Annotated in this window: 17 protein-coding genes; 7 read left to right on the top strand and 10 right to left on the bottom strand. The window is 36.1% G+C overall.

The genetic code is table 11. The annotated features are described in order from the left end of the window. Positions 1–30 precede the first annotated feature (30 nt). Entirely contained in the window at positions 31–2,859 is a 2,829-nt protein-coding gene (locus tag BC781_RS06395; RefSeq protein ID WP_109616375.1) for a M16 family metallopeptidase, read from the top strand. Between the two features lie 89 nt (positions 2,860–2,948). Here BC781_RS06395 and BC781_RS06390 read toward each other — a convergent pair whose 3' ends face one another. The 6 genes from BC781_RS06390 to serS form a co-directional block, all read right to left on the bottom strand. Continuing rightward, positions 2,949–3,506 carry a hypothetical protein gene (locus BC781_RS06390; protein WP_146201636.1) on the bottom strand — a complete coding sequence of 186 codons (558 nt, stop codon included), beginning with the start codon at positions 3,504–3,506 and terminating at the stop codon, positions 2,949–2,951. 156 nt (positions 3,507–3,662) lie between these two features. Continuing rightward, positions 3,663–4,553, bottom strand: a complete 891-nt coding sequence (locus tag BC781_RS06385; RefSeq protein ID WP_109616373.1) for a TIGR01777 family oxidoreductase — start codon at positions 4,551–4,553, stop codon at positions 3,663–3,665. Between the two features lie 106 nt (positions 4,554–4,659). Continuing rightward, positions 4,660–5,802: an N-acetyl-alpha-D-glucosaminyl L-malate synthase BshA gene (gene bshA, locus BC781_RS06380; RefSeq protein ID WP_109616372.1), complete on the bottom strand. Its 1,143-nt coding sequence runs from the start codon at positions 5,800–5,802 to the stop codon at positions 4,660–4,662. A 33-nt stretch (positions 5,803–5,835) separates the two neighbouring features. Then, positions 5,836–6,165, bottom strand: coding sequence for a bacillithiol system redox-active protein YtxJ (gene ytxJ / locus BC781_RS06375; RefSeq protein ID WP_109616371.1), 330 nt, complete (start codon positions 6,163–6,165; stop codon positions 5,836–5,838). Between the two features lie 123 nt (positions 6,166–6,288). Further along, positions 6,289–6,540 (bottom strand): 30S ribosomal protein S20, encoded by a 252-nt coding sequence (gene rpsT / locus BC781_RS06370; RefSeq protein WP_109616370.1) that lies wholly within the window; start codon positions 6,538–6,540, stop codon positions 6,289–6,291. 358 nt (positions 6,541–6,898) lie between these two features. Further along, positions 6,899–8,173: a serine--tRNA ligase gene (gene serS, locus BC781_RS06365; protein WP_109616369.1), complete on the bottom strand. Its 1,275-nt coding sequence runs from the start codon at positions 8,171–8,173 to the stop codon at positions 6,899–6,901. A gap of 175 nt (positions 8,174–8,348) precedes the next feature. Between serS and BC781_RS06360 the strand changes: the two genes are divergently transcribed. From BC781_RS06360 to BC781_RS06335, 6 genes are all read left to right on the top strand, one after another. Continuing rightward, positions 8,349–9,182 carry a sulfite exporter TauE/SafE family protein gene (locus tag BC781_RS06360; protein WP_109616368.1) on the top strand — a complete coding sequence of 278 codons (834 nt, stop codon included), beginning with the start codon at positions 8,349–8,351 and terminating at the stop codon, positions 9,180–9,182. Between the two features lie 525 nt (positions 9,183–9,707). Next, a complete protein-coding gene (locus BC781_RS06355) occupies positions 9,708–13,706 on the top strand; it encodes a right-handed parallel beta-helix repeat-containing protein (RefSeq protein WP_158281411.1) in 3,999 nt (1,332 codons plus the stop codon). Between the two features lie 278 nt (positions 13,707–13,984). After that, on the top strand, positions 13,985–15,589 hold the full coding sequence (locus BC781_RS06350; RefSeq protein ID WP_109616366.1) for a fumarate hydratase: 1,605 nt from the start codon (positions 13,985–13,987) through the stop codon (positions 15,587–15,589). 186 nt (positions 15,590–15,775) lie between these two features. After that, the gene (locus BC781_RS06345) at positions 15,776–17,212 is read left to right on the top strand and encodes a PP2C family protein-serine/threonine phosphatase (RefSeq protein WP_109616365.1); all 1,437 of its coding nucleotides are present in this window, start codon (positions 15,776–15,778) and stop codon (positions 17,210–17,212) included. 226 nt (positions 17,213–17,438) lie between these two features. Beyond that, the gene (locus BC781_RS06340; RefSeq protein WP_109616364.1) at positions 17,439–18,719 is read left to right on the top strand and encodes a parallel beta-helix domain-containing protein; all 1,281 of its coding nucleotides are present in this window, start codon (positions 17,439–17,441) and stop codon (positions 18,717–18,719) included. Continuing rightward, positions 18,716–19,837 carry an SO2930 family diheme c-type cytochrome gene (locus tag BC781_RS06335; protein ID WP_109616363.1) on the top strand — a complete coding sequence of 374 codons (1,122 nt, stop codon included), beginning with the start codon at positions 18,716–18,718 and terminating at the stop codon, positions 19,835–19,837. Before BC781_RS06340 ends, BC781_RS06335 begins: the two co-directional genes overlap by 4 nt. A gap of 43 nt (positions 19,838–19,880) precedes the next feature. Here BC781_RS06335 and BC781_RS06330 read toward each other — a convergent pair whose 3' ends face one another. From BC781_RS06330 to BC781_RS06315, 4 genes are all read right to left on the bottom strand, one after another. Then, positions 19,881–21,161, bottom strand: a complete 1,281-nt coding sequence (locus BC781_RS06330) for a UDP-N-acetylmuramoyl-tripeptide--D-alanyl-D-alanine ligase (protein ID WP_109616362.1) — start codon at positions 21,159–21,161, stop codon at positions 19,881–19,883. Positions 21,162–21,309: 148 nt separating this feature from the next. After that, positions 21,310–22,062 carry a 3-oxoacyl-[acyl-carrier-protein] reductase gene (fabG, locus tag BC781_RS06325; RefSeq protein ID WP_109616361.1) on the bottom strand — a complete coding sequence of 251 codons (753 nt, stop codon included), beginning with the start codon at positions 22,060–22,062 and terminating at the stop codon, positions 21,310–21,312. A gap of 128 nt (positions 22,063–22,190) precedes the next feature. Beyond that, positions 22,191–22,952 (bottom strand): hypothetical protein, encoded by a 762-nt coding sequence (locus BC781_RS06320; RefSeq protein WP_109616360.1) that lies wholly within the window; start codon positions 22,950–22,952, stop codon positions 22,191–22,193. 344 nt (positions 22,953–23,296) lie between these two features. Next, positions 23,297–24,856 carry an Rne/Rng family ribonuclease gene (locus BC781_RS06315; protein ID WP_109616359.1) on the bottom strand — a complete coding sequence of 520 codons (1,560 nt, stop codon included), beginning with the start codon at positions 24,854–24,856 and terminating at the stop codon, positions 23,297–23,299. Between the last annotated feature and the right edge of the window lie 173 nt (positions 24,857–25,029).

Below are 25,029 nucleotides of genomic sequence, written 5' to 3'. Positions count from 1 at the left end.
TTCAAGGGATAGCAAACAAAATATCTCACTATGAAACATACGAATATGAAAAAGGTATTATTAAGTCTCACCGCCTTTTTTATCTGTATCACCACCATCGTAGCTCAAGAACAGAGCTTTAAGCTAGACCAAGAAATCCCATTTAATTCAGATGTCAAAAGGGGAAAATTATCTAATGGTTTGTCATATTATATCCAAAAACATGAAGAACCAAAGGATAAGGCAGAGTTAAGACTTGTCGTGAAGGCAGGTTCTATTTTGGAAGAGGATGATCAACAAGGATTGGCCCACTTCTTAGAACACATGGCTTTCAATGGAAGTAAAAACTTTGAAAAGAACGATGTAGTTGAATACCTTCAATCTATTGGAGTTCGATTTGGCGCTGATTTAAATGCATACACAAGTTTTGATGAAACAGTGTATATGTTGCCTATTCCTACAGAAGATGAGGAGAAATTTGATAAAGGACTTCTAATTCTTCGTGATTGGGCAGGAGATTTGAGCTTGAATGATGAGGATATTGATGAAGAGAGAGGTGTCATCAAAGAAGAATGGCGTATGGGTAAGGGTGCTGAAGAGCGTATGCGTAAGCAAACATACCCTGTGCTGACTTACAATTCAAAGTATGAACATCGTTTGCCAATTGGTACGATGGAAGTTGTTGAAAACTTTAAATACGACCGTATCCGTCAGTTCTATAAAGATTGGTATCGACCAAATCTGATGGGGGTAATTGTAGTTGGAGACATTGACGCAGATAAAGTTGAAGAGAAGATCAAAAAGCTTTTTGGCGATCTGAAGAATCCAGCAAATGAAAAAGAAAGAGTGGAATTTGACATTCCTTCTCATGATTCTACACTTGTAAAAGTAGTAACAGACCCTGAAGCTACGTATTACAGAGCTACAATCTATTACAAGCAAGAAGCACAAGAGGAAAAGACACTAGGAGATTTCCGTAGAAGTCTGCTCGACCAGATTTATACAGGAATGCTAAATCAGCGTTTGTATGAAGTAGGTACAAAGCCTGATTCTCCATACATGTATGCGGGTAACTCGTTCTCAGATTTTCTCGGAAATCAGGATGCATATGCTTTGATCGCTATTCCTAAAGAAGGTCAAATAGAGCCATCAATTGAACGATTGATAGTGGAGAGTAATCGAATCAAAGAGTTTGGATTTACTGAAAGTGAGCTCGAGCGTTACAAAGTAGAATTGATGACGTCGGTTGAAAATGCATACAATGAACGTGACAAAATTAGTTCAGCTCAATTGGCGCAGGATTATGTTCAAAGTTTCTTGCATAATGAAAATTCTCCTGGAATTGCGTTTTCTTATGAGTTTGTGAAGTCAGTACTTCCAAGTATTACTTTAGGAGAAATCAATGCACTGACTTCTAAGTTTGTGACTAATGACAATCGAATTGTTATTGTAGAAGGTCCAGAAAAAGAAGGTGTAACTTTACCTACTGAAGCGGATGTATTAGATACTTTCAATAAAGCGAATGAAATTGCAGTTACAGCTTATGTAGATGAAGTATCAGGGCAAGAGTTACTTCCTGCAAGCGATCTTGCTCCAGCAGGAAAAATTGTTTCTGAAAAGGAGGTTGAAGAACTGGGTGTAACAGTATTGAAGTTGGATAACAATACTACTGTAACTTTGAAGCCTACAGATTTCAAAAATGACGAAATTTTGATGACAGGACATCGTTATGGTGGTTACTCTTTAGCGTCTTTAGATTCTTTACAGTCAGCTTCAAGAGCGAGTACTATTGTTTCTATGGGAGGGCTGAGAGATATTGATGCTATTCAATTGGATAAATTATTGGCAGGTAAAACAGCTTCTGCATCTGTGAGTATCAATCAACTTTCGGAAAGAGCTTCGGGTAGTGCGACGCCAAAAGATTTGGAGACAATGTTTGAGCTTCTTTACTTGAAGTTTACGGCTCCTCGTAAAGATCAAGAGCGTTTCAATGTGTACTTAAGCAACCTGAAAGAGCAAATTACAAATGCTAGAAAAAGTCCTAACTCATTGTTTAGTGACCTTGTTTCAAGAACATTGGCGCAAGACAACCCACGTGTTGGAGGAATTCCGACGGATGAGGATTTAGCAAAAATTGATTTGGACGAAGCTTTAGACTTTTATCAGAAGCGTTTCTCAGATGCTAGTGGATTCCATTTCTACTTAGTCGGAAATTTCGATACAGATAGCATTAAACCAATGATTGAGAAATATATTGGGGCATTACCAGCAAAACAAGGAGTGACACATTCTTATGTAGACCATAATATAGTACCACCTTCTGGTATTGTGAAAAAAGAGATAAAAGCAGGAAGTGAAGACAAATCGACAGTAATGATTTATCATCATGGAGAGTTTAGTAATTCTGCTAAGAATAGAGTAACATCAAGTCTACTAAGTTCTGTATTAGGAAACAGAGTAATTAAAGTCTTGAGAGAAGAAAAAGGAGGCGTTTATAGTCCTTATGCAGGAGTGAGCTATGAGTTGCTTCCAACGCCAGAACAAAATTCTACAGTTTATTTCACTTGTGCTCCAGACAAAGTAGAGGATCTGATTGAAGCTTCTTTACAAGTGATGGATGATGTAAAAGAGGAAGTAACTGAAGAAGATTTAAATAAAGCAGTACAAGCCTCGCTTCGTACTAGAAAAGAAAACCTTCGTAAAAACGGTTTCTGGCTTTCTGTTCTTTCGTCATCAGACTTCTATAATCTTGGTTACGATCTTATTTTGAATTATGATGATGTAATCAATAGTGTAAAAACGAAAGATGTAGAAAAAGCAGCAAAGAAATACTTTATTCATGACAATTACTGTCAGTTTGTATTGTTCCCAAAGAGCTAATACATCTTCATTAATGATATAAAAAACGCCTTCGAACATTTATAATGTTTGAAGGCGTTTTTGTATTTCTACTTCTTTCCTAAATCAAATTAGGGCCAAATGATCGTTTCAGTTACTGCGCTAACTTGTTCTTCATTAGATTTTACGAGTGTGATGGTAAACTGATGCGCTTTATTAGAGGTTGGTAATTCTTCAATCCAAATCTGATTAATGGTCATTGTTGTCATTTCAAAATTATTCATTTCATCAACAACAAAGTCTCCGCTCGTATTCATAGACGCCGTTTTGAATAGAGGGATTAAGTTCATTCCGGCAGGGTAATCATCATTAAAGTCTGAGTTACTCGTAATGATCACATTTTCCAGAGGGAAAAGATATTGATCGTAAGGAGGCATACAATCGGAAGCCATTAATACATTTGAGGAAGTATGGTTTTGTTGGGTGTAATGGAAGCTGACTTGGTCGTAATGAAATGTGATTGCTAAAACTTTGTGGTCAACGTCTCTGATTGTAGAGAAATCATGACTTAGAGTGATTTCTTGAAAATCGAAGGCATCGCCATCTTCACAATCTTCCATCATAAAACAAGCAGTCATGAACGGAATAAGATTAAGATAGACAAGTAGGGACAGAAGTAGCTTTTTCATAAGCGTGAGTGAATTAGGTTAATGAGCACATAACAAAGATCACACTCATGACAAGGGTTTTCAGATAATTGACAAACTCTTCAAGATATTTAGTAGAATGAGGAAAATAAATCTATAAATGTTCACTTTAAGGAACTAAAAACGTCATTTCTTAGATCAGAGTAAATCTTCTAATGCCTCATCTACATTTTCAAAGTGAAAACGAAAGCCTGTACTCTTTAATTTTTCCGCAGAAACATTGGCCCCGCTAAGAACCATGTCAGCCATTTCTCCCATCATCATTTTGAGTGCAAAAGTAGGTACGTTTGGAAGGATAAGTGGACGCCCTAAAGTTTTGGCTATAGATTTCGTTAACTGTTTATTTGTGACGGGTTTAGGTGCTACACCATTAAAAATACCTTCTTGGTTAGATTCCATGAGATAGATGAATTCTCGGCATAAATCTTCAATATGAATCCATGAAATATACTGTTGTCCATCTCCTAAAGGAGCCCCTGCCATCATTTTAACGGGTGTCGCCATTTTTTCTAAAGCTCCTCCTTTTTTACTTAATACAATTCCTACTCTTACAATAGCTGTACGAATATCTGTGAGCTTTTCAATTTCTTTTTCCCAGTCGACACAAACTTTGGCTAAGAAGTCTGAGGCGGGTGTCGTGTCCTCGTTTACAAGTGTAGGCGTGTTTCCGTAAATTCCGACAGCAGATGTACTAATTACAGCTTGTACGTGGTTATCGTATTCTTTGAGTTTATCAACCAATAGCTTAGTAGACTGAATACGACTATTGTAAATTTCTTTTTTTCGCTCGCTAGTCCATCTTTGATCAGCAATTCCTGCACCTGCTAAATTAATGATGTAATCAGCAGTGGTAATTGCTTCTTTTTCTATTTCCCCCTTATTTACATCCCATTGATAATAAGTGATTTGATCTGACTCTTTTTTCTTACGACTCAGATAACTTACTCTATACCCTTTCTCAATAAGCAACTTTGTGATAAATGAACCGACTAGGCCTGTTCCTCCAGTAATTAAGACTGTTTTTCTCATCGTTGTATAAGGTTTCTAGCGAATGAAGTGAAATAGAAAGAAGATAAAAAACTGGTTCAAATCATCTGTATTTACAATGTAGGATAATTTGAACCAGTAAGTATAGTTAAGCTTTAGCTTTAACTTTTTCTAGTGCTAACTCGTAAGCACTTTCATAAAGTGGGGTAATCTGATCTACAGCAAAGTCTTTTGCTCTTGTCAATGCATTGGCTTTAAATGTTGGAAGATTTTCATCTTGCAGAATATGGTAAGCACTTTTAACCATTGCATCCACATCTCCAAGAGGGCAAATCATACCTGAGAAACCATGCTTATTTAGTTCGGGTAAACCTCCTACATCAGAAGAAATGACAGGAACTTCACAAGCCATCGCTTCTAGTGCAGCCAATCCGAAACTTTCTTTTTCAGATGGCATCATGAATAGGTCTCCGATAGAAAGAACTTCCTCAATTTCTTGTAGTTTTCCTAAAAAACGAACGTCAGTACAAGTATTTAGCTTGTAGCACATTTCCTCTAAGTGATTGCGTTCTGGCCCATCTCCCACAATCAGAAGTTTACTAGGAATCATGTGTCGGAGTTTATCAAAAGCCATCAATACATCTTCAGCTCTTTTTACCTTTCTGAGGTTTGAGATATGTATCAACAGTTTTTCTCCATTCGGACAGATTGCCTTTTTGAAATGTTCCTTTGTTTGCTTCTTAAATCGATTTAAGTCTACAAAGTTAGGAATCACTTCAATGTGCTGAGGACTTTTAATTGTAAAGTGTTCTAGTGTATCCTGTTTTAAAGATTCAGAAACAGCTGTAACCACATCTGAAGCATTGATACTAAAAGATACTACAGGCGATAAAGTTTCGTCTTTCCCGACCAAGGTAATATCAGTACCATGAAGCGTAGTGACAACAGGAATATGAATACCTTCCGCTGCCAAAATCTGTTTGGCCATAAATGCTGCTGAAGCATGTGGAATAGCATAATGGACATGTAGTAGATCAAGTTTTTCCATCTTTACTACATTTACCATTCTACTTGCTAGGGCAGATTCGTAGGGCGGATATTTGAACAGTGGATAATTGCGAATATCCACTTTATGATAAAAAACATTTTCGTTGAAAAAGCTCACTCTTGTAGGCAAGTCATAAGTAATAAAATGTACTTCATGCCCTTTGCGAGCCATTGCTAACCCTAATTCGGTAGCTACAACACCGCTACCTCCATATGTGGGATAACAAACTACTCCAATTTTCATTTTGACACTCGTCTTTATTATAAAACGGAAATACTATACCAAATCTTTCAACTCTTGAAAGTTGATTCCCATATGAGAAGTATGATAAACACATTGTCCGTTTTCAATTACCAATACTTGTGGTGAAGCATGTTCTACACCAAAACGGGATGCAATGTCATTTGAAATTCCTCGATTTGCAATAAGGTCTAGATAATATGGCTTAAGCGCAACGTCTTTTTCCCAGCTTCTTTCCAAACGGTTCAATGCCATAGAACTAATTGAACAGCGAGTACTGTGCTTAAAGATTACGATTTTCTCGTTTTCAGATTCAGACACAATTGCGTTCAACTGTTCTGGTGAATTTAATTGATTCCACTCCATCACAAATAAATAATTGTATTGTAAGATTATTACAATTGAGAAACTATAGTAAGATAAAAAAGTTTAAAATAAAAAAAGCCGAATCTATTTCTAGATTCGGCTTTTTCGCTAAAGCGGTATAGCTTACAAGCTGTTTACGTGCTTAGCCAATTTAGATTTTTTGTTAGCTGCATTATTAGCGTGAATAATGTTTCTCTTAGCTAACTTATCAATCATAGAAGAAACTTTCTTGAACATGTCTTCTGCTTCAGTTCTGTCAGAAGTTGCTCTCAATCTTTTGATGAAAGTTCTTGTAGTTTTTAGTTGATATCTATTTCTCAAGCGTTTTGCTTGGCTTGATCTAATTCTTTTTTTAGCAGACTTGTGATTTGCCATTATATTAAATTCTTAAAAGTCTTAACAATATCAATAATCTTACTCCAGATTTTCGGAGTGCAAAATTATTATATTACCTGAAATAAAGCAATACTTTTGCTTTGAAAGATTCCTCAAATACAATAAGTAATGTCAGAATCTGATTTTCTTAAACCTAAGAAATAAAAGAACGTACTCCTTAGTCGTTTAACGAAGGTGCAAGTTACACAAAATTATAATCTGACAAAAGTTGGAATGACTTTTTTCCGTTGTGTTAACTTTTTTTTTCCAATGTCCAAAAAACACAGAATCAGTTTCAAATCCTCTAAAAGGAGAACACGAAACTGATTCTATATATCTAGATTATCAGATATTTCTTCTAGTTAATCATATCAAAACCTGTAAATGGCACTAGTACTTCTGGAATACGGATTCCTTCTGGAGTCTGATTATTCTCTAATATAGCAGCCAAAATACGAGGCAATGCCAGTGCACTACCGTTTAGAGTATGAGCCAATTGCGTTTGATTGTTTTCATCTTTATAGCGCAATTTCAAGCGATTAGCTTGGTAGTTGTAGAAGTTACTTACAGAACTTACTTCCAACCAACGCTCTTGTGCAGCAGAATAAACTTCAAAGTCGTAGCAAAGACCTGCATTTATACTAAGGTCTCCTCCGCAAAGCAATAACCTACGGTATGGAAGTCCTAGCTCAACCAATAGACTTTCTACATAATCACACATTTCTTTGTGTGCTGTTTCAGAATCTTCTGGCTTTGTTACGTTCACGATTTCAACTTTGTCGAACTGGTGAAGACGGTTCAAGCCTCTTACATCAGCTCCCCATGAACCTGCTTCTCTACGGAAACATGGCGTGAAACCAACACAACGTTTTGGAAGATCTTCTTTACGAAGAATTTCGTCACGGAACATATTTGTGATTGGCACCTCAGCAGTAGGAATCAAATACAACTCATCTTTTCCGATGTGATACATTTGTCCTTCTTTATCTGGCAACTGCCCAGTACCGTAACCTGAAGCCTCATTTACTACTATTGGAGGTTGTACCTCAAGATACCCTTTCTCAACTGCTTTCTCTAAGAAGAAGTTAACAAGAGCACGTTGTAAACGAGCACCTTTACCTTTATAGAATGGGAAACCAGCTCCAGTAACTTTGTTACCCATTTCGAAATCGATGATATCGTATTTCTTGATCAAGTCCCAGTGAGGTTCTGAACCTTCAGCTAGTGTAGGAACTTCTCCTTTTCTATATTCTTCTACGTTATCCTCATCACTTTTTCCTTCAGGAACAATTGGCTGAGGTACGTTAGGAATATGGTATAATTTATTTTTTAATTCTTGATCCAATTGAGAAAACTGCTCACTCAACTCTTTTACGCGAGACTTCAATTCGGAAGTTTCCGCTTTTGCAGCTTCAGCTTCTTCTTTTTTACCTTCACGCATCAAGCCTCCAATTTCTTTTGATTTTTTATTGGCAGCAGCTTGTGCATCGTCTCTTTCTTTCTGAGTTGCGCGCTTCTTGTCATCCAACTCCAAGACGCTATCGATGATTGCTTCGATATCTTCGATATTTCTTTTTCGGAGCCCAGCAATTACGGTCTCTTTGTTTTCTCTTATATATGTAACTTGTAACATCTTCTGGAATATCGATTAATTTATGAGAGCAAATATAGTTAACTTGACAACGCTTGAGCAATGATTTCCATTAATATTCATACTCAGTGAATAAATCCCTTAACCCATTACCCAAAGATTAGGGCTTAGTCTGTTTTGAATACTCAAATAAGACAGTCCAATTACGATTTCTCTCATGCAATTCGATCTGCACTATTTCATCGAGGGTTTACACTTCAACCTTGCGGAGTGGTTTACTTTTGTCATGGCTGGTTTTGCTGCTGGTATAGTTAATACCTTGGCAGGAGGCGGTTCAATATTTACACTTTCAGCCTTATTATTTTATGGAGTTCCAGCCCCATTGGCCAATGGTAGTAATCGCCTAGGTATTTTGGTACAAAATGTATTAGGTACTCATACTTTTCATAAAAGTGGATTACTGAAACTAGATGGTAGCTTCTATATTCTTTTGGCCACTTTGATCGGGGCAATCGCTGGAGCTTTGGTAGCTGCTGATATCGATAAAAGTTTATTAGAAAAAGTTGTTGGTTTTCTGATGCTGTTTGTGTTGGCGAATATCTTGATGCCACAACAAAAAGCAAAGGTGAAGAAGAAAATCAATAAACTAGGAGAGAAGAAAAAGTTTAACCCATTATCCTTCTTTATTTTCTTACTCATTGGCTTTTATGGAGGGTTTGTACAGGCAGGGATTGGAATCTTGATGATTGTAGCTTTATCAAAATTAGAAAAGATGAATTTGGTGCATTCAAACGCACTCAAAATGGTTGTGATATCGCTTTATTCTCTACCTGTGTTTTTCGTTTTCTTGTGGAAAGGTCAAGTGGATTGGGTATTTGCCATTTTATTGGCACTAGGACAAATAGGAGGAACATGGTTTGCTGGGAAGTATGTGATTTCTCATCCGCAGGCGAGCACTTGGGTGAAATGGCTATTAATACTGATGGTGACAACTACAATTTTCAAGATGTTTCACCTCTATGAATATCTTCCAGGTTTAGGAACTCCCTGATTATTAAATTGAAAATAAGTCTAAAAAAATAACAATTACTTAAAACATTATTGTCGTAACAGCGTATAAGAGTTAGTACATTCTTTGTAAGAATTGGTCAATAAAGAATTAGAACTCCCCGAAAGCATCATTCCAAATAGGTATTGATGCTTTTTGTTTTTTATAGCTCTTAGCATGAATTCTTTTAGTAGTAAGAATTTGTGCTTGCTTCTATAATCTCATTGTAATTTTAGATTCATTTTTTAACGCTCTCTTTATTTTTTAGGATTATATTCATGTAACACTGCAAATGCGTTGGTTTAGCTCTATAAAATCACATCTAAGAAGGAAAAACATTTTTGTTTGAAGATATTTTCTCACGATTCATTTCAGACGAATTCAGTACAGCTCTTTCATTCAACGTACAACACCCTAGCTTGATATAACACGTAGATAAGGATACATTTGTCTTTAAGATTTGACCTAATCTGAACAACTATCTATTAACCTATGACTAACTTATCAACTCTACCTTTTCTTTTTTTTATGACTGTGATATTCCATGTTGTTGGCTATGGTCAAGATTGTGGATGTGATCACCTAGTGCCTCAAGGTACTACGGTAATAAATGGAGACGCGAGTTCTACCATAGCTGGAGAACTTATTCTAGATGTAAAGGCTGGAGATAAAATATGTTTGCAAGCCGGGCAATATTCTGATCTTAATATTAAGAATATTAGAGGTTCGGCTTCTCAACCTGTAATCATACAGAATTGTGGAGGGCAAGTGATCTTGGGAAATCAGCCATGGTTTCATACCATAGACATTGTCAATAGTGAACATTTCAGATTGTTGGGTACAGGGGATGCTTCTTTTGAATACGGGATCAAGTTAGATGTTGATGGTTTTAGAAAAGGTGGAAATGCCGCACCCAGTGGTATTCACATTCACGGGGAATCTTCCGATTTTGAAATTGCAAACGTAGAAATTGCGCACACTCCTTTCGCTGGTATTGTAGCCAAAGCAGACCCTTCTTGTGATATTCCTAATTCTTGGAGAAGAAATTTCTCAATGGAGCATCTCTCAATTCATGACTGTTACATTCATGACACAGGCGGAGAAGGAATGTATATAGGTTATACAGGCGACCCGATTGCTTGTGAAAATGACAGTATTTATCCTCACTTTTTGAGAGATGTAAAAATCTATGATAATAAGGTTGAACGAACGGGTTGGGATGGTATTCAGGTCAATCGAGTGATTGAAGAATGTGAAATATGGAATAATACCATCTTAGACTATGGCTTGGAAGATGAAATTTTCCAGAATACAGGTTTATACTTAGGATGGGAGTCTGAAGGAAATATCCACCACAATATTATTAATAGAGGTTCTGGAATAGGAGTACAAATCAAAGGAGTAGGGAATGTACAGGTTCACAATAACCTTGTAGCTAATTCGGGTTTTGATGGTATTTATGCAAATGACTATGATGCAGAAGAAGGACGAAAGGGCTATGAATTTGTGAATAATACGATTGTAAGTACGGGGAATTTTGGTTTGAGAATGGAGAACCACAAGAGTATTCTCGGAATTGATAGTACTACAGATATTTTTTACAACAACTTAATTGTAGCACCCACTTCTACACAATATGGAAGCGATAGAGATTACTTGCTTATCAGTAGAAATTATGTGCATAATGCTGCTTATCTTGACTCAAATAACTATTACCAATCCGATTTGGATGGACTTTTTGTAGAACCTTCAACGGATGATTATCGCCTTCAAGAATATGCTTTAGCAACTGATGCGGGGCGAGATGTTAGTCATCTAAATATGGTTACTGATCTATCAAATACAAGTCGTGTAAAAGGTGGACGGATAGATATTGGAGCCTATGAGCATGAAATGCAAACGGATTTGAGTATTCGAGGAGCAATGCTCAGAACGGAAGATTGTGGAAAAGAACAAGTAGGTTTGAATGATAATTTGTTTGCTGAAATTATTGAGAATGCTACAAGTTATGATTTTGCACTCCGAGATACCCAAACCGATAGCGTACAGTTTTATACGGCAAGAAATCGAAATTTTAAGCTTAAGAATTTCTCGATGGCAACTTTTGCTAAAAGTTATGCGATCAAATCAAGGGTGACAATAGGAGGAATGTTTGTAGGTGATTGGAGTGAAGAATGTTCTCTTACGTCTGAAGGTTGGCAGGATACCCAACTAGAAACAGCTTATTGTGATGTAGAACATATTTTGTTTAATGAGAAGGTTAAAGCAGAAGGAGTTATTGGTGCTACTTCTTATGAGTTTGAAATTATAAATACAGCTATAGATTATAATATCATTTATACGGCTGTTTCTCCATACTTTTACCCAGACCGACTACCAGAAATTTTATATCCTGGAATGGTATATCAAGTGCGAGTTAGAGCATTTGTGAAAGATCAATGGACAGCTTGGGGTAATACTTGTTCTATAACGATGGCAACGATTGGAGAACTAGCTAAGTTGAATGATCAATCTTGTGATATTGATTCTGTGACTTATCATCAGCCTCTACTTTTTGACCCAATTTCGGGGGCTACAGCTTATTTCGTAGAAATCACATCGCCAACTAATCAAACAGAGGTGGTTTCACGGGGTGTCGATAGTACTTTCTTTTCCTTATCCGACTTCAATTTAGATTTTGAAGCAAATACAGAGTATTCAGTACGGGTTAAAGTAGTAACTTCTCATCATAATACATGGGGAAATATTCAGTGTACAATCAGAACTATTCCGCTGCCTATTGGTGAAATAGAAGGAGTTGAAATCAATGAGGTCATTAATATGGATCAAATTATTAGAGCTATTGATAATCCTAATGCAATAGGTTGGGAGTTCATATTGGAAAATGAAGCTTTATCTATATCTGATACCATTTTTAGTGAAAATAGAGAATTCTCTCTGAAAGATACTCCAAACACGCTGTACCAAACTGAATATGGTGTGAAAGTAGGGGTTGTTACTAATTTTGGAAAGGCTTACTCTGAACCTTATTTGATCAATACCGAGAGCTTACCCGTAATTCAAATGAAAGCAGAGGTAAACGGGATGGATAGTGTAAGTGAAAAAACAGCTATCTGGTCAGAGTTTTTGTATGGAGCGGATCAGTATGCTTTTAGGCTATGGAATGATTCACTTGGCTTTGATTCAACCTATGTTAGTCAGAATAATCATACTTGCCTTCATCATTTTGGAGTTCTAGGAGAATCAATTTTAGAGGAAACGAGATATCATATTCAAGTTAAGCCTGTCGTAGAAGAGGTCGATGGAGAGTTTGGTGAAGTAGCTACAATTCGGACAGCAAAACTAGAAGTGCCTCCAACCTATTTGAAAGATCAATACTGTGGAATTTATGGGGTAACATTAGACAATATGCTTTGGTCTGAAGCTGTAGATGGCGCTAGTAGTTATACATTCCGAGTACGAAACGATGATATCGGTTATTATCAGGAATATACCAATTCTTACCCTTTTCTGAAAATTAAAAACTTAGCTGAGGCAGTAATTCCGAATAAGGATTATTACATAGATGTAAAAGCTCGTGTTCAAGATTTGGAGGGTGAATACAGTAAAGTCTGTAGAATTATCACGTATCGACCAGACGGCAATACAACGCTTATTGATAATGATTGTGGACGAGATGAATTAGTGGCTTCAGATTACCTAAAAGCAAATAGTGTATGGGCAGCAGGAGATTATGATTTTAGAATTTTCAATCAAGAATTAGGGATTGATACGGTTTATCAGTCTTCAGTTGCTTCTGCTCAGCTTGTTAGAATGGGAGTAGAGATTTTGCCAAATACTACCTACGGAATTCAAGTAAAAGCAAATAGTCCTTATTACAATGGAGAATTTACAGATACATGTTACATCTCGACAGCTTCTCCAAATTTAAACACGTTCATGAAGGCAAATCAGTGTACACAAAGCTTTTCCAAAGAGAATTTGATTTGGGCTGAACCGCTTCCATATGCTGATAGCTATGAATTTCATATTGTAAATGCTGAGAATGGTTATGATTATACACATTATTCTACTTCTCCATTTTTCAAGTTTAAAGATTTGATAAGTGCTCCTGTAGAAGGCGGTAAGTTTTATGATATAGCTGTAAAAGCGAGTTATCAAGGTGAGTACGGAGATTTTTCAGAAAGCTGTGCTATTGGAGTGCAGGCCAATAATAGCAGAATGAATACATATGAATACAGTGATTTGGAATATGCTCATGAAGTAGATAGCAATGATGAATTGTTTCTTTTCCCTGATCCTAACGATGGTCATTTTCATGTGAGTATTCACCATCATACAGAAATGGCATGGATTCTATTAGAAGTTCTCGATCAACAAGGTCATGTATTGGTGAAAAAACAATATGAACATACTTCTGATGTGGAAACTGATATTGATATCTCTAACCAAAGCAAGGGACTTTACTTTATCAGAGTGATGGCAGATGACCATTATTCAGAAAGTAGGAAAGTGATTCTCAGATAATATTCTTCGAAAGAGTTTTTATAAATCATTTTTTACTCCCTAACTCTTTCAACTGATGTCTGCTAGGTCTACCTCTAAAGGGTAGACCTTTTTTCTGAAGTCAGCATGAAATTTAATTGCCCATCTCTCTATATTCTTATGACATACCTCACCAAGAAATTTTCCTAATAAAAATTATATTTGCTATCGATAAAACGAAAACAAACTACCCTTGTATATTTGTTTTCAAATAGAGTAGATTCTATAAGACACATACTAACACTATAAATAATACGAAGATGGCTGAGTTTTTTTATCAGAAGCCTTATCCGATAGAAAAGGATACGACAGAATACAGACTTGTAAGCAATGAATATGTTTCTACAATTGAAGTAGAAGGAAAGAAAATCTTGAAAGTAGATCCGAAAGGATTGGAGTTGTTGGCAAAAGAAGCTATGAGCGATGTTTCTTTCTATTTGAGACCAACTCACCTTCAAAAGCTATCAAACATTTTGGAAGATCCTGAGGCAACAGATAACGATCGTTTCGTTGCTTTCACGCTTTTGCAAAATGCAGTTACAGCAGCAGAAGGTAAACTTCCATCTTGTCAAGATACTGGTACAGCTATCGTAATGGCTAAAAAAGGTGAGAACGTGTGGACAAATGCTGAAGATGCAGAACACCTTTCAAGAGGTATCTATGATACTTACCAAGAGCGTAACCTTCGTTATTCTCAAGTAGTGCCACAAACAATGTTCGAAGAAAAGAACACAGGTTCTAACCTTCCTGCACAAATTGACATTTACGCTGAAAAAGGAAACAAATTCGAATTCTTATTCTTAGCTAAAGGTGGTGGTTCTGCTAACAAAACATTCTTATACCAAAAGACAAAAGCTCTTTTGAATGAGGACAGCTTAACTAAGTTCGTAGAAGACCATATCATGGATTTGGGTACTGCTGCTTGCCCTCCTTATCACTTGGCTTTGGTGATTGGTGGTACTTCAGCAGAAGCTAACCTTGCTACAGTGAAAAAAGCATCAGCAGGGTATTTTGATCATTTACCAACAACAGGAAATGAGCATGGACGTGCTTTCCGTGATTTGGAGTGGGAAAAGAAAGTCCAAGAGATTTGTCAGAAGAGTCAGATTGGTGCTCAGTTTGGTGGTAAATATTTTACGCATGACGTTCGTGTAATTCGTTTGCCTCGTCACGCAGCATCTTGTCCAGTCGGAATTGGTGTAAGTTGTTCAGCTGACCGTAACATCAAAGCGAAAATCACTGAAGAAGGATTATTCGTTGAGCAATTGGAAAAAGACCCAAGAAAATATCTTCCTGCAGTTGAACCACAAATGGAGAAAGCGATTGAGATTGACTTGGACAGACCAATGGAAGAAGTATTGGCTGAGTTGACAAAATACCCAATCAAAACTCGCTTGAACTTGAAAGGTACTTTGATCGTAGCTCGTGATATTGCTCATGCTCGTATCAAGGAAATGATTGACAATGGTGAGCCGATGCCCGAATACTTCAAGAATCACCCAATCTATTATGCTGGACCAGCTAAGACTCCAGAAGGGATGCCTTCAGGTTCATTTGGGCCAACAACAGCAGGACGTATGGACCCTTATGTTGGGGAGTTCCAAGCGTTGAGAGGTTCTATGATTATGCTTGCAAAAGGTAACCGTTCTGATCAAGTTCGTCAGTCTTGTGAAAAAAATGGAGGATTCTACCTTGGTTCTATAGGTGGACCTGCTGCAATCTTGGCAAAAGAGAATATCAAGTCAGTTGAGGTCGTAGATTTCGAAGAATTAGGAATGGAAGCTGTTCGTAAAATTGAAGTAGAAAACTTCCCTGCATTCATCATCTGTGATGACAAAGGAAATGACTTCTTCAAAGAGCTGTAAGCCATAGATTTATTATAGATTCATCAAAAGGAGTTTACTTACGTAAAGTGAGTAAGCTCTTTTTGTATTTATAAAAAGATTTCAATAAATCCCGTTTTGTATTATCTGAAGACTATGATAAACCGTTTTAGGTAGTATATTGTGAAAATTAAAGGGGTTTTACTAGAACAATAACAAACAAGTTGAATGAGGGGGCTGTATTATAGGCTCAAAGAGCATCTATATTCAGATACTATCGATCCAGAAATCTTAGAAAGCAAAGTAAAAGTTTTAACCTATGATCTTATAGGTGCAATTCTTTATAGCCTTGTGTTTTCTACAGTTATGGCGTATTTAGAATTCCATATAGCTTCTAAAGCTATTATGGTTTATGGTATTGCTGTATCGTTTCTTCTTGTTTATATTTTTAATAATAAAGTCAGCTATAGGGCAGTCGTATATTTTATGACTGCAGCTGTATTAGTGCTCTACACTACATTTATATTTTTTAGTGGTGGTTCACAATCTCCTTATTTAATTTCCCTTATCACACTTACGTCAAGTGCTTTATGGTATTTGGGGAAGAAACAAGCGATTATAAATGCTATTATTTCGGTGGTGATTTTAGCATATGTAAATATTGTAAGCCATTTAGATATTTATTCATTTCCGAATGAAATCCCTATCCCATTGAGGGAAATACATGAATTTGCCGCTTTTACAGTATTCATTCAGATGTACTTCACGTTCATTTTTATCTATGAAGGGCGACTTCTAAAAGTAAGAAGACATGCATCTGAGCAGAATAAAGAAATTAAAGCACAAAATACCCTTTTGAATAAATATCAGATAGAAACAACAACTCAGTTTGTAAATCTCTCTTCTAAGAAAAGTGTGCTTGATAAGAGTATGAAGTATGCTCAGAAAATTCAGGAGAACTTTCAACCACTGGAAAGTCGAATGAAAGAATACTTAGAAGATGCATTTATACTTTATCGTCCTATGGCGGATGTAGGAGGTGATTTTGTTTGGGTAACAAAGAAAGATCAATACAGAATAGTGATTGTAGCTGATTGTACAGGACATGGTGTACCTGCTGCTTTGATTACGATGCTCGGACATTCTATTCTTGATCAGATTATTTTAAGACAAGAGATTCTTAGACCATCCAATATTTTGTCAGAATTAGACTGTCAGTTCAATAGTACTTTTCATGGTAATATTCCAGATGGGATGGATATTAGCATTCTTCTTTTTGATGAGTTGAATCAGACATTTACTTTCTCAGCAGCTAAACACACAGTCTTATATGTACCTAAAGAAGGTGATTCTACCTTGTTAAAAGGGAACAGATATTCGATAGGAGGAGTACTGGATCAAAATTCTTGTAATAAGACCTTTGATACGTTTACTGCTACTTACCAAAAAGGAGATAAATTTTACCTTTACTCAGATGGTTTCCAAGACCAGTTTGGAGGAGTGTTAGATAAAAAATACTTGAGAACTAAGTTTATTCAATTCTTAGAGAATGTTTCTCATTATGAAATGAATGAGCAAAGAAAGCTATTAGATCAGGAGTTTAATGAATGGAAAGGAGATGCATCTCAAACAGATGACATGCTAGTTGTTGGGATTGAACTGTAGTCTCTATGTCTTGTTTATATTTTTGTGTACAGACTTTTTTTCACTGAATTCTGTGAAAGCTTTGGTATTATTCCTATAAAACTCAAAAATTTTGAGGTTTTTATTGGTATAAATTTTATCTTAAATAACGATTGATTCTTCTTGATACTCTTCTAAAATTAGTGAATCGATCTCAGAGCTTCCTAGCTATTTTTTTACGAAATTCTTATACCAAAAACTCTGCATAATGAAAGTATGGCATAAACTAGCTATTGTTTTTCTCATAGGGCTAATCGCAGCTTGTGGTGAAAAGCAAATTACCTCTTACGACCCAGAAAGGTCATACATGGACAAAGAAAAAGAATTAATCACCAAGTTTATTTTAGCCGAAGACAGTTCCGTTATAGAACTTCCCGAAGGACATTTCCTTTTTAGTCAATCTCTTATTTTAGATGGCAAGAAAAAGGTGATTATTAGAGGACAAGGACTTGATAAAACAGTACTTTCTTTCAAAGGTCAGACTCAAGGCGCTGAAGGAATTAAAATTGCCAATTGTGAGAATATTGTTCTTGAAGACTTTACTGTAGAAGATGCCGATGGAGACAATATTAAAGTCTCAGATACAGATGGTATTATTTTCAGAAGAGTGAAAGTGGCTTGGACAGGGGAGATTACGGAGGAAAATGGCGCTTATGGTTTTTATCCCGTAATCTGTAATAATGTAATTATTGAAGAATGTGAAGCTCAAGGCGCTTCTGATGCAGGAATTTATGTTGGGCAATCAACAAATGTGGTAATTAGAAATAATAAAGCTTACCAAAATGTGGCAGGGATTGAAAGTGAGAATTCCGAAAATGTAGCCATTTATGGTAATGAGGCTTACGACAACACAGGTGGACTTCTAATTTTTGATCTCCCTGGGCTTACGCGCCAAGGAAAAAATGTGAGTGTTTATAATAACCATATCCATGATAATAACCGCCCGAATTTTGGCGTAGCAGGCTCAATTGTAAGTACAATTCCATTAGGTTCTGGCTTAGTTGTTTTAGCTACCGAAAATGTAAATATCTACAAGAACATTGTAGCCAATCAGAAAACAGTAAACCTAGCGATAATTAGCTACGAAATATTAGCTGCTTTGGCTAAAGATGAAGAAAAGAAAGATGAGACAGAGCTGCCGGGTGGAGTGAGAGGCTTAGACCAGAACTATAAAACTGATGCAAAATATAATCCTTATCCTTCTCAAATTACCATTCAAGAAAATCAGTTTAGTAATGAATACTCTATTCCTTCGCTAAAGTCTGATTTCGGAATCCTTTGGTTAGTCAAATTGGGAATGGAGATTCCTGACATTATCGTTGATGGTATTTTACCAGAAAATTATCTAGATGAGAATGGGAAAATTCTTCCTCAATATCGTTTCTGTATAGAGAACAATGGTGAAGCATTGTTTGTAAGTCTTGATGCGGCAAATGATTTTGAAAACTTCACAACCGATGGAAGTGACTACACTTGTTCTGCGCTATGAAATCAACAATAAAAAATACGATACTAAGCTTACTTTTCTTGGCAAGTACTGTGGCTTGCCAAGAAACTAAAACTTCAAAAAAGGAACGTCCTAAAGCTGTAAAAGCGAGTTACGAGGCAAAAGAAAATCCTGCACTTGCTAGTTTAGGGAAGTTGAAACTTTCAGAATACGGCTTTTTCAATGGGAAAATCTCTGATTTAAATCCTATTGCAGAAGTTTACCATTATGAATTAAACTCAGCTCTTTTTACTGATTATGCCTTCAAAAAAAGGTTTATTTATCTTCCGAATGGAAAAAGCATGACGTATGATCCTGAGGAGACCTTTGACTTTCCTAAAGGAGCTGTAATTATCAAGAATTTTTATTATCTGACTGATTTTAGAAAGCCTGAAGGCGAGAAAGAAATTATCGAAACAAGACTTCTGATAAAAGAAACTTCTGATTGGAAAGCCTTGTCGTATATCTGGAATAAGGAACAGACAGACGCTTTTTTAGAAGTCGCTGGAGCTGAAAAGCAAGTAGAATGGACACACTATGACGGAACATTGAAACAAGTAAATTATCTAGTTCCGAATATGAATCAATGTAAAAGCTGTCATATGAGTGACAAGAAAATTGTACCAATTGGTCCTAAAGCACGTCACCTTAATCGTAGTTTTGTTTACGAGGAAAAAGCTGTCAATCAACTAGAATATTTTGAAAGTAAAGCTATTCTTAATGGTTTGGTTGAAAAAAATGATCGTCCTGCAAACGTGGAATGGGATGATGAAGCCGCTTTACTCCATGATAGAGCAATAGCATATCTTGACATAAACTGTGGTCATTGTCATAATCCTAAAGGACCTGCTAAAACATCAGGCTTAGATTTAACCGTGTTTGCCAAAACAAATATGGAGAAAGGTATTCTGAAAGCGCCTATAGCTGCAGGAAAGGGTTCTGGTAATCTGAATTATGATATTGTACCCGGAAATCCTAAACACTCTATTTTACATTATAGAATGGCTAGTACCGATCCTGGAATTATGATGCCTGAAATAGGGAGAAGTCTCGCTCACAAAGAAGGTGTTGAACTGATCAGTGAGTGGATTAAAAATATGAAAGTAGAAAGCTCAAAATAATAGAAAAGCCCTTCCAATTTTAAAATTAGAAGGGCTTCTTTTTTTAACCTAAATAATCTAATACTTCTTCTAGTTTCATACTTCGAGAACCTTTCACAAGTACTAAAGAATTTTCGATTTTATTATTTTTCAAATACGCTAAGAGTCTATCTCTTGATTCAAAGAATTGGGCTTTATCTGTTTTATGAGCTGTATATCTTTCCCCGCAGAAAATAGCATCTAAGTCTTTTTCTAAAGCTATGTCAATCATTCTTTTGTGTTCTTCTGCACTGATGTCTCCCAATTCAAACATGTCCCCCAAAATGACCAATTTTGTTTTTTCAGTTTCAAATTGGGCAAAGTTTTCTAGAGCTGCTTCTACCGATGATGGATTTGCATTGTAAGCATCTAGAACAATGGCATTACTGCCTTTTTCCAAGAATTGTGATCGGTTATTATCAGGGATATAATTAGAAATTGCATCGTGGATGTCATTATTTTCTACCTCAAAATATTTCCCGAGACAAAATGCAGTTTGAATATTCTCAAAATTGTAGGCTCCCAAAAGCTGTGTTTGAACTACAGTCTCTTGTCTGTCTTTATATTTGATAAATGGACTAGCACCCAAGAATGTAAGATTCGAGAAATCGTATTCATCACCGTAAAAAATAGGCTTTTCAAACCTTCTAGCCATATTCTTCAAAATCGGATCTTGGGAGTTTATGAAAGCAGTTCCGTTTGCTTTAATCAGAAAATCAAAAATTTCACTTTTGGCTCTCACATTTGCCTCAAAGCTTCCGAATCCTTCAATATGGTCTTTCCCGATATTTGTGATAAATCCATAATTAGGATTGGCATATTTACACAGTTCTATAACCTCTCCTACATGATTATCTCCCATTTCGATCAATGCCATCTCAGTATCAAGTGGCATGTCAAGTAGCGTGAGTGGTACGCCTATATGATTATTGAAATTCCCTTTAGTAGCGTGAGTTTTATATTTTTTAGAAAGAACTTGAAATAAAATTTCTTTGGTGGTTGTCTTTCCATTAGAACCCGTTACTGCAACTACAGGGATATCAAACTGATTTCGATGATGAGCTGCTAACTTCTGAAGACATTCTAATACATTTTCAACCAAGATGCATTTATCAGAACTCTTATACTTTTCTTCATCGATGATAGAGTATGCAGCGCCTTTTTCTAATGCTTCTTTTGCAAATTCATTCCCATTGAACGAAGCTCCTTTCAAAGCAAAAAAGATACATCCTTCCTCAATCTTACGACTGTCTGTAATCACATTAGGATGCTCTAAGTATTTCTGATAAAGTTGTTCAATTTGCATATCGGTTTCTGTAAAATGTCTTCTTCAATAATAATTTCAGCAAATGTACCGAAACACTTCAATTTATAAGCTATTCCTGTACAAAGAAAAAGCGGTACATTCTCAAAAATGAAAAATGTACCGCTTTTCTATTTAACAAGTGTTTGAATTAAGTATTCAAACCACCATTGATTTCAATAACTTGTCCTGTTACGTAAGTAGACATATCTGAAGCCAAATAAGCTGTTAGGTCAGCTACTTCAATTGCTTTTCCTCCACGTTTCATTGGAATACCAGCTACCCAGTCAGCTAATGTTTTCTCATCAAGAGCATCAGTCATCTCTGTTTCGATAAATCCAGGAGCGATTACGTTACAACGAACGTTACGAGCACCTAGCTCTAGAGCTACTGATTTAGAGAACCCGATGATACCAGCTTTTGAAGCAGAGTAGTTTGCTTGACCTGCATTACCTCTAACACCAACAACTGAAGACATATTGATGATAGAACCTGATTTTTGCTTCAAGAATGTACGAGTAGCAGCTTTTGTAAGGTTGAAAACTGATTTTAAGTTCACTTCAATCACTTGATCGAATTGCTCCTCAGTCATACGCATTAAAAGAGTATCTTTAGTGATACCTGCGTTGTTTACCAAAGCATCTAAAGTATCGAAATCAGCAGTATAATCTTTGATCAATTGCTCTGCATCAGCAAATTGAGATGCATCAGAACGATAAGCTTTAACTTTTGCACCCGTAGCAGACAGTTCTTCAGCCAAAGCAATAGAGCTTTCAGCAGAACGGTCAGATACATAAGTAAAAGCAACATTTGCTCCTAATTCAACAAATCTTTCAACGATCGCTTTACCGATACCTCTTGATCCACCAGTGATCAGAATATTTTTTCCTTCTAGTAATCTCATGGTTACAACCTGTTCATTAATTTAAAAACCGACCCAATTTGCCAAAAAAATATTAATGATCTAAGGATAATATTCTATTTTTTCAAGAGACTACTAAAAACACTACTTACTCATTTATAAGTGAATAACTACTCACTGAAAATTTTTCGTATTACAGCCTTAGCATCTTTGTCCCAACCCATTAAAGAGTAAGTGTCATTGTTGATAATCAGTGAATTATTTTTTAGCGTCGCGTCAGATTTATTCAAGTACATTTTATTGCCTACAGAATCATAGACTATAACTTTATTTGCATTGAAATAAATTTTTGAAAGACGTTTTTTCCAATAAGAAGGGTGAATACGATCTAATAAAAATAGAAGATCAGTATGAAGGAAGAAGTAACGTTCGTTCTCTGTCCAAACAGAATGTACTGTACCAAAGCTTTGTGCTTTTATAAAGTCTCTGTTGCTATAAACGTTATTGATTTGAATAAATAGTAATGCAGATAGCCCAAGAAAAATAGAGGTAGGTAAAAGAATGTGATTAGCGAAAAGTAAGGCTATACTAGCACAAGTTCCTAGTGTCGAGAGGATAAAGAATCCTTGTTTTTTTAACTTGAGATTGAATACTGAAGTTAAAATACTAGCAAAACTGAAGCTATTTATGAATAGGTTGAAATTGATGTTTTCTCCTAAGAAATATGTGTATAATACAGGAAGTGAGGCAAAAATCACCCAAATCATTTCCCATTTCACGATTCGCTGATTAGCTAATCGTATTTTTTCGTTTGGTATAAAATGCTTTTTCAACCACTCAGGAGCTTCAATGGGTTCGTTTCTTCGAACATTCTTCTCCGTAGTTTTAAGCGTTTCTTGCCAACGAATACTGGCATTAAATGTAGTTGCCATACCTAAAATTTTGGATTTAAAGTTTAGCTAATAGGTCAAAAACTTAAAGTAACGATCTGATTAGTCTGGTTTTAGTAGGAAAAAATCTTGATCGAAGTTGTTGATATCCGAATAAGACAAGGAAGAAATAGTCAATTTAGTTCAACCCATAGAATTCCTATGTACCTTTCTTTACTACTATAAATAATATGGAAAACAGAGATATAGTTGATTATGCTATAATAGATGGAAATAATCTTGTTACCTTATGACTTATCAACGCTTAATATGTTTTGATATTATAAATTATTATAAAAAAACCCCGAATATTTAAATTCGGGGCTTGTAATGTTCTCTTTGCTAACTTAGGATAGTTCTATTTGCTCCCCACGACTGTTTTGGAAGCGGTAATCTGATATTCCCAAAGAGGAATCCTCTACGATCTTAACCCATCTGTAATATTGCAAGAACCACTTCATTTGTCTTGAAGGGAAACCGTTTTTGAAATAGGCAAACAAGAATGGGTGCACATAAAGCGTAACCTTTTTCTCGTTTTGTTTCGCTAAGATATAATCCAGATGACCTTCTATTTGATCTGGAATAATGATCGAAGCAGATATTTTACCGGTTCCTCCGCAAGAAGGGCACTTTTCTTGGGTTACAATATTTAGTTCAGGTCTTACTCTTTGACGAGTAATCTGCATAAGTCCAAACTTACTTAAAGGAAGGATCGTGTATTTAGATCGGTCAGATTTCATCTCTTTACGCATATGGTCGTAGACCTTTTTGCGATGTTCTGCCTTCTTCATATCAATGAAGTCGATCACTATGATACCTCCCATATCTCTGAGTCTAAGTTGTCTAGCGATTTCTGTACCTGCTTCAATATTTACATTGAATGCCGTGGTTTCTTGATCGCTCTCAGAGTTGGACTTATTACCGCTATTCACGTCAATAACATGAAGAGCCTCCGTGTGTTCAATTACTAGATACCCTCCGTTGGGCAAACTTACCGTTTGTCCGAAGAGCACCTTTAGTTGTTTTTCAATTCCGTAATGCTCAAAAATTTTGGCTTTGCCTGAATATAGCTTAACTATATTTTCTTTTTCTGGGGCAATTTGATGGATAAAGTTCTTGATCTCATCATGAGTAGAGGCATCATCAACGGTGATACTATCGAAGCTTTCATTGAGCATATCACGCAACATAGAAGTTGCTTTGCTCATTTCCCCTACTACTTTCTGACGAGGTTTTGCACTTTTGAGTGTCTCTACGCCTTTAGTCCACTTTGCTAGTAAGTTTCGTAAGTCTTTATCTAGTTCGGCTACATCTTGCCCTTCAGCTACGGTTCTAATAATAACCCCGAAGTTGTCTGGCTTGATGGATGAAATTAGTCTTAGAAGACGTTTTCTTTCAGCAGAATCGGTTACCTTTTTAGATATGTTGATTGAATTTGAAAAGGGAACTAATACTAAATATCTTCCAGCGATGGATAGTTCACAAGAAAGACGAGGTCCTTTTGTGGAGATAGGTTCTTTTACAACCTGTACTAGTATTTTTTGGTTTTGCTTAAATACTTCATTGATTTTACCGAGTTTATCAATCTCGGGTTCCATCCTAAACTTACCTAATTTGGGGCTGAGATATTTCCCATTCTTCCCTTGAGCAAGTTTGATGTATTTTTGCAATGACCTTACCCTTGGACCTAAGTCCAAATAATGTAAAAAGGCATCTTTTTCGTAGCCAATGTCGATAAAAGCTGCGTTGAGTCCCGGAACTACTTTCCGAACTACTCCCAAATAAATATCTCCTACGGTAAACTTGTCTGTATCATTTTCATAATGAAGTTCTACAAGACTTTTATCTCGTAAGAGAGCTATACGGCCGCCATTTTGAGCTGAATTGATGACTAATTCATTACTCAACTCGACAAAAGTTTATATGAAACGTTGTATAAAAGATGTATCAGAAGCAAAGTTTGTTTCTAATACATTTGGCTTCTTAAACAAAAAGGGCAAAGCCCTTATATTTTTATCGTCTAAAAAGTACTGAGACCTTGACATAAAATTATAGCCTAATTTCACACCAAGGTCTTCAA

Origin of the sequence: Sediminitomix flava, assembly GCF_003149185.1 — a bacterium.
GTDB lineage: Bacteria > Bacteroidota > Bacteroidia > Cytophagales > Flammeovirgaceae > Sediminitomix > Sediminitomix flava.
Note: the sequence above shows the minus strand (reverse complement) of the source record. Positions and strands in the feature narration are given on the sequence as shown.